Source organism: Priestia sp. P5_B4 (genome assembly GCF_056400385.1).
In genome coordinates, this window is sequence record NZ_JBFULJ010001498.1 from 1 (window position 1) to 555 (window position 555).

The 555-nt window shown below is 44.1% G+C and carries 1 protein-coding gene; it reads left to right on the forward strand.

Annotated elements, in window-relative coordinates:
• Positions 1–67 precede the first annotated feature (67 nt).
• Positions 68–555: biotin/lipoyl-containing protein (locus tag AC1DRF_RS31815; protein WP_477742805.1), on the forward strand; the 488-nt coding region annotated here is incomplete at its 3' end.

The window sequence follows — 555 nt, forward strand, 5'->3', positions numbered from 1 at the left end:
GTTAATGCATTAACTAAAAATGAAATTGCTAACGACGTTGTTACACGATAAGGAAGGGGAATGAACCATGGGAGAGATTAAAGTACCGGAATTAGCAGAATCAATTTCTGAAGGAACAGTTGCACAGTGGCTAAAACAAGTAGGAGATTTCGTTGAAAAAGGCGATTATATCGTTGAACTTGAAACAGATAAAGTTAACGTTGAAATTACAGCTGAAGACTCTGGTGTGTTAACGGAACTTCTTGCTGGCGAAGGCGACACAGTGCAAGTTGGTGAAACAATTGCACGTCTTGAAGCGAAAGAAGGAGCTTCAGCACCAGCAGCACCAAAAGCTGAAGAAAAACCAGCAGAGGAAGCACCAAAGCAAGAAGCGGCTCCAGCTCAGCAAAAAACTGTTGAAGAAGTAGCGCCAGCAGCTGAAGCGCCTCAGCAAGGAAATCAAAAACAATGGCTAATTGCTTCTCCTGCAGCTCGCAAAGCAGCAAGAGAACGCGGGATTAAGCTAGATCAAGTGCCAACTACTGATCCTCTTGGCCGTGTGCGCAAACATGATAT